The sequence below is a fragment of the Sphingomonas sp. 2378 genome (assembly GCF_038084995.1).
GTDB lineage: Bacteria > Pseudomonadota > Alphaproteobacteria > Sphingomonadales > Sphingomonadaceae > Sphingomonas.
The window spans coordinates 1-443 of record NZ_JAXCMJ010000129.1; the positions used below are offsets into that span (position 1 = coordinate 1).

Consider the following 443-nt stretch of genomic DNA (forward strand, 5'->3'; position numbering starts at 1 on the left):
GGCCAGCCAAAGCTGACCAAGGCCCGTACCGGATCCCTGCAGCGAAAGCCTCGCCCAGATCCTCTGTCACAAATGAGCCGTTTCGCAGAGGAATCCTTAAAGGGACGGACGGAATGAAGCGGAAGCAGTTTTCGGAAGAGCAGATCATCGGCATTCTGAAGGAGGCCGAGGCGGGTGCGGTGGTGACGGAGCTGTGCCGCAAGCACGGGATGTCGAGCGCGACCTACTATGCGTGGAAGGCGAAGTTCGGCGGCCTGGAGGTGTCTGACGCAAAGCGCCTGCGGTCGCTCGAAGAGGAGAACGCCCGGCTCAAACGGCTATTGGCGGACACGATGCTCGACAACGCGGGGTTGAAAGACCTGCTGTCAAAAAAGTGGTGACGCCCGCCGCGAAGCGGCAAGCGGTCGCGCATCTCCAGGCGACGTTGGGGATGAGCGAGCGGC

General features: G+C 62.1%; 1 pseudogene. It reads left to right on the forward strand.

Features of this window, described 5'->3' with window-relative positions:
- Positions 1 to 113 precede the first annotated feature (113 nt).
- A pseudogene (locus tag SM191_RS19605) lies at positions 114 to 443 on the forward strand (transposase); the annotation flags it as partial.